Source organism: Massilia sp. Leaf139 (assembly GCF_001424165.1).
In the GTDB taxonomy this organism is placed as follows: Bacteria; Pseudomonadota; Gammaproteobacteria; order Burkholderiales; family Burkholderiaceae_D; genus Telluria.
On the sequence record NZ_LMOJ01000015.1, the window covers coordinates 1 to 6308 of the forward strand.

General features: G+C 62.6%; 1 pseudogene. It reads left to right on the forward strand.

From position 1 onward, the window contains the following. Nucleotides 1-6308, forward strand: a pseudogene (locus ASF77_RS11250) (hypothetical protein); the annotation flags it as partial.

A 6308-nucleotide genomic window follows, 5' to 3' on the forward strand; every position in this document is an offset into this window, starting at 1 on the left:
CCAGATCGACGCCCTGGGCTATGTCACCGGCCGAACCTATTTCGCCGACGGCCGCCTGAAGTCCGAGACGCGCTACACGAACCCGGTTGCCATGCCGGCCGCGGCGAACGACGCCTGGGCCTACGACAGCCTGACCAATCCGGTGGCCAACACCGATGCACTCAAGGGCGACCAGACCAGCTCCTGGATCTACGACGCCGCTGGCCGCGTTTACACGGAGACCGATGCAAACGGCGGTGTGGTGCGTCACCTGTACGACGCGCTGGGCAACCGTACCGATACCACGCAAGCCTACGGCAACAGTGCCGCCGTCACCCGCCGCTTTACCTACGATGCGCGCTCGCGCGTGCTGACCGATACGCGTGCCGCCGGTACGGCCGACGCCAGCACGACCTCGTACGGCTACGACAGCTTCGGTAACCAGACCCAGATCACAGCCGGTGGGCGCACGACCTACCAGTATTTCGATGTGGCCGGCCGCAAGTTCAAGGTCAAGGATGCCGACGGCGCCACGACGAGTACGACCTACAACGCGTTCGGCGACATCGTCAAGGTGGTCGACGCGCGCCAGAACGCGGGCTATTTCTATACCGACGCGCTAGGACGCGTCACGCTGCAGATCGATCCGGAAGGCGCGGTCAGCGAAACGCGTTACGACTTGCAAGGCAATACGACGTGGACGATCCGGTATGCGAACAAGGTGCAGGGCACATACGACGAGAACACCGTCCCCGCGGTGCTCACGCAAGCCGGCACTGGCGTGCACGTCGTCCAGTCGGCCAACGACCAGGTTCAGGAAACTGTCTTCGATGCGCTCGGACGCAAAGCTACTGTTCGAACGACTCACGCAGGGACATCGTTCTATACCGAATCGTTCAAGTACGACCGCAACGGCAACCTCGAGACGCTGACGTCCCGTAACGGTGCCGTCACCACCTACGAATACGACAAGAACAACCGTCTTTTCCGTGAGACGCTGCCGGTCAGCAGCAAGAATACTGCCGGCCAACTGATCGCAGTGAAGAACGAACGCCAGTACGACGCCCGTGGCAACGTGGTCAGGACGATCGAAGCGCTCGGTTTGCCCGAGCAGCGCACGACCGTATTCGAGTTCGACAGGCTCAATCGCCAGGTCAAGGAAACCGGCGACGCGATCCTGACCTTCGATCCGGCCACGCGCACGGATCGGACGGTGACGCCGACGAAGGAGCGCAAGCACGACGTGCGCGGCAACCTGATCGAGGAGGTCGACGTCCTCGGCGGGCGTACCTTGCACTTCTACGACCGCGGCGACCGCGAGGTCGGCACGATCAACCCAAGCGGCACCTACACGCGTAACGTCTATGACGCGGCCGGTATGAAGTTGCAACAGGTCGTGTACGCCAATGCGGTGGCGACGGTCAGCGGCGCCATCCCGAACGGCAGCGCGCCTGCGCTGCTCTTGCCGGGCGCCGCCTTGCCGGCCTCGGGCGCCTACGTCCGTCTCGATCCGGCCAACGACCGAACCACGAGCTATACCTATGATGGCGCCGGGCGCCTGAAGTCGACCCTTATCGAGGCGATCAGCACCGCGACCTTTAACCCGGCGCTCAAGCAGTACAACGTGGCCCCGGGTAATATCCTCACCCAGAGCGTGTACGACGGCGCCGGGAACCTGGTCAAGTCGATCGACGCCAATGGCAATGTCACGCGCAATTACTACGACAAGGCCGGCCAACTGACCGCGCAGCTCGATGCGATGCGCTACCTGACTGTGTACAAGCGCGACGCGCTCGGCAATATCGAGCAGCAAACCAGCTATGCCAACGCCGTCACCGGCGTCGTTGACGACAACACCACCCAGGCGCAACTGACCGTGACGGCCAACAGCGCCGAGGATCGCATTACCCGCTTCACCTACGACCGGATGGGCCGTACGCTCACCGAGTCGCGCTTGAACGTTGTCTATGCCACGGTGGACGCCACTACCGGTGCGGTCGCCAACACAACGGGTACCGCGACCACGGTGTACGCCTATGATGGACTGTCGAACGTTACCAAGCGGACGGACGCGAACGGCGCCGTGAGCGACTGGGAATTCGACAAGCTCGGCCGCAAGACGCGCGAACTGCAGGCTAGCTTCGTCGACTACCGGGGCCAGTCGGTTCGTACCACGACCGATTACGAATACGATGGTCTGGACAACCTGTCGCGCCAACTGGTTCGCGGCGAAAACAATGCGGTGGAGACCGATGACCGCATTACGCGCTACCAGTACGGCGCAGGCGGCTACCTGATCGGCCAGACCGACCCAGAGCAGGTGCAGCTCGATTACCGCATCGACGCCGCCGGTAACATCACCAGGAAAACGCTGGTCGGCCGGGTCAACGCCGACGGTGTGAAGGTGAACGACGTCACGTTCTATTGGTACGACGCGGCGGGCCGCGAAATCCGTCACACCGACGAGGCGACCGGAACGGTCTCCGAGACGCGCTACAACAGCTTCGGCGAGATTTCGGGCACGCGCACCAACCCGGTGGCGGGCAGTACCGAATGGGCCGAATTCTCCGACTACGACCAGGCTGGACGGGTATGGCGCAGCAATGTAGGCGATGGCATCACCAAGGTGTACGTTTACGACAAGAACGGTAACACCACGCTCAAGCTCGATAATCCGACCGTCAACCTGGCCGACACGGCCGCCAGGAAGTGGACGCTCAATGAAATCAAGTCGCTGAGCGGTATTAACCAGTTCTTCAGCACCTATGACGCGCGCAATCAGCTGACCGGAACCTATCAGCCGGAAATGCTGGGAGGGCACAACATCATTACGGTGGTCGAGTCGCTCAGGCAAAAGAACGGCAGCAGTTTTGCCGGTGCGAGCGGCAGCCCAGTGATGTGGGTCGACCAGGGCCTGACCAACACAGCCACGCCGGTATCGCCGACCACACCTGGCGCAGTGACGATCGCGCGCTGGCAGACCTCGACAGTGTCTTTGACCGACAGCTATACCGCGCCGCCTCTCAAGTATTACAGCTACGAGGGCCCGACCTTCACGAGCGCCAACCACACGCTGAACATGACCGTTCCGGACACGAGTGCCTGGGGAACCGGCCCGATCCGCGTGGAAGTGAACTTGGAGCCATCGGGCGAATTGTGGGGCTACCAGGGCCAGTTCTATCCGGCTCCCGGCGCTGCGACCGCCAGTTTTTCCTTTAGCGAAGGGATCGAACCAGACGGCTTTGGCGACCCGCCGGGCTACCGTGCGCTCACGTACACGATCTATAAAGAAACCGATGTGGGCCCGATCAAGTTGGCAACCCACACTTGGTACAGGACGCCTGCGCGCGGCACGAGTACGGTCAGCAGCCAGGTCTCCACCGGTCAGAACTTGGTGCAGTTCTCCGGCCAGCGCCCCGACACCCAGCGTTTGGTGCTGATGACGCGTCCGAGCGGCAGCAATGGCGGCTGGACGATCCACAGTGTGCCGCAAGCCTACACGGACGGTGTGCCCCAGGCCGGCAGGTTCAACTTCGACTGGTCAGCCATGGCCGGCGGCAGCTATGAATTCCGCTACGTTAGTTTTAATGCGAGCAACGACGTCGTCAATTCGCAGCAGGGCACCATGAACCTGTTCGACGGCAACACGTCGATTTCGCAAACTCCGCATACGATGGGCGGCGCGGGCCGTGCCTTCGTCGACGCCAGCGGCGCCTTCGTGTTCAACGAACTCGGTGGCAGCGCGGCCAGCCTCATCATCAAATACCGGCCAGCGGGTAGTGGGGCGGCATGGACAGAGCGTGTCGTGTACCCGACCTCCATCGGCGGCGCACCTCTGCCGGGCTGGTTCAGCTTCCGCCCGGACGGATTGTGGGGCAACTTCGAGTTCGAGATCGACGCGCGCACCGCGGCGAATGCCTCGATCAACAAGTCCAGCAGTACCTTCACGGTCGGCTCGCCGAGCAGTATCAATGAGCCGAGCGGCGTATCGGTGCAGACCACGCCGTCGGCTAGCATCAATGTTTCGTCAGTGGGGTCAACGTCGCAGGCAGCCTCGTTTACACGCACCACCAAAGTCGTGTTCAGCAACTACAAGATCGGCTCCCGTGCCTATGCTCCTGTGAACACGCTGACCGTGCCTTTGCCGGACACAAGCGTGTGGGGCAGCGGTGACGTCCGTATCGCGGTCTGGATGAGCGGCTCTGCGTACGATGGCTGGAACGACTACTTCCAGGAACCAACCTACAACTATTACTCAGGTTTTTCCGGCTCCTTCAATATTCCGAATGGCCAGTCGTCCGCAACGCTCACCCTGACCGAGGACTACGGTGGAGAAGGCGGGGATGCCGATGTCCAGTACAGCTACACCATCTTCAAGCAGACACCGTATGGAGAGATCCAGTTGGCCCACTACGGCGGCTCGTCCGCCCCGGCCAGTTACTCCTCGGGGACGACGCAGTCGACATCGTGGTCGCCCGTTAACATTAACGCGAACATGGTTGTCTTCGACGTGGTACCGACCGGGCCGGCGCCTGCCAGGATGCTGCTCGAATACCGGGTAGCCGGCACCAATACCGGGTGGTCGACGATCGAACTGCCGAAACAGACGATCAACGGCTACGGTGTCGGTAACCGCTTCGTCTTCGACTGGACCTGGTACCAGCGCGGCAACTATGAATACCGTGCTCTGTCGCTCGACGGCGGCGGCAACGTCATCAGCATCGCCAACGGCACGATGGGCCTGACCGTGCCGAGCTGGGTCTCACCGTCAGCGCCAAGCCTGATCGGTGGCGCCGGCCGGGTCTTCATGGACAACTGGGGTTACCTGATCTTCAGCGATCAGGGCACTGACACGGCGACGCTGGCGATCCGTTACCGCGCTGCGGGATCGACCGATCCGTGGAGCGCACGTACCGTTCTGACCTCGTTTGCCGCGGGGGGCAATTACACACCTGGGTACTTCCTGTACGCGCCGCCCAACCTGCCGAACGGCTTCGAGTACGTCGTGGAAGCCCGCAACGTCCACGGCCAGTTGATCCGCAAGACGGCCAGCACCTTCACGCCCGGCAATGCGGATACGGCAAAGCCACTGGTGGGCTACACCGAACCGCCGGTCGTTACCTATTTCCCGTCGCAGCCGGCCAGCGGCGTCACCATGCGCCTTTCCTATCGTCCGAGCGGCAGCGGAGCGTATACGCAGGTAACCCTCGGCAAGGTGGGCGAAGGCCTGTTCCAGTGGGCCAGCAGCAACGTCTTCGCCTCGACTACAACCAGCGCGAATTACGACTTCATCTACGAGGTGCTCGATACCAACGGTGTGCTGGTGAACAAGGCACACGGGGTGGTCACGCTGGGCGACACCAACCGCATCGTGTCGCACACATTCGACTCGGTGCCGACGATGGCCAGCTTCACCCTGCCGAGCAATAACCCGGTAGCCGCCACAGCCACCACGATGGAACTCAAGTACCGGATCGCGGGCAGCACGGCCGCGTTCTCGAGCGCGTCGCTAGGCAACAAGAACGGCAATTTCTTCGTGTGGGATGCGAGCGCGGTGATCCCGCCGGGCAGCAAGGGTACGGTTGAATACAGCTATACGCTTAAAAATGGTGCGACCGTGCTGCGCAGCGACGACGGCAACCCGATCGAAGTCAAGGGCACCCTGTACTTCGGCCCGACCGACGGCCAGGCGCAGCTGCAGACGCTCGTGGGCGGCACCGTCAACAGCGTCAAGCTCATCTCGCACAAGCAGGCAACGAACGCGTTCGGGGAAGTCACGTCCGAAACCAACGCCCGCGGTTTCACGACGACGATCAGCTACAACACGCTGGGCAGCATGACTGGCAAGCAGGATCCGAGCATCGATGTCACGCTGGCCAACGGCTACAAGTACGCGATGTCCCCGCGCACCACCTACTACGCCGACCGTACCGGACGCACCATCGCCACGCGCGACGCCAACGGCAACCTGGTCAGCCAGCTCCTGTACGGCACGAGCGGCGCCATGCAGACGGAGTTCCACGCGGACGGCGGCCGCAAGCGAAATTCCTACGACCTGTTCGGCGACGTGCGCTACAGCGTCGATGAACTCGACCAGCGCACGGACTACACCTACGACAAGAACGGTCGCCTGACGATGATCCAGCGTCCGCTGCGCACGGACGGCACCCGTTCCGAAGTACGGATGACCTATGACCAGGCCGGCAACCGCATCACGCAGGCCGAGCGGGCCAAGGTGACGGACAGCTTTGCCGCCTTCACCAGCAAGACCTGGTACGACAGCATGGGCCGGGTGGCGAAGGTGATGACGCCGGCCGGACGCTCGAGCA